This is a genomic window from Cohnella baijiui, assembly GCF_020731285.1.
GTDB lineage: Bacteria > Bacillota > Bacilli > Paenibacillales > Paenibacillaceae > Cohnella.
The window spans coordinates 1-283 of the sequence record NZ_JAJFOW010000236.1 but is presented as its reverse complement, the minus strand read 5'-3'; the positions used below and the strand labels follow the sequence as shown (position 1 = coordinate 283).

1 protein-coding gene is annotated in these 283 nt (G+C 41.7%); it reads left to right on the top strand.

The genetic code is table 11. The annotated features are described in order from the left end of the window. On the top strand, positions 1-283 hold a 283-nt coding region (locus LKX83_RS32455), incomplete at both ends, for a pantoate--beta-alanine ligase (protein WP_227887399.1).

The following is a 283-nucleotide window of genomic DNA, read 5'->3' as shown; positions in this document are numbered from 1 at the left end:
ATCGGTTTTGTCCCCACAATGGGATATCTCCATGAAGGCCATCTAACGCTGATAAGGCGGGCAAGACAAGAAAATGACCTTGTTGTCGTTAGTATATTTGTTAATCCGATCCAATTTGGTCCAACGGAAGATTATACCAGCTATCCACGTGATTTTGAGCGGGATCGAGTCTTGGCTGAATGGGAAAATGTAGATTACCTATTTTATCCGTCTGTTGAGGAAATGTACCCTCATAAATTGTCGGTTAAATTAACAGTGCAAGATCGGACTGATGTGTTATGTG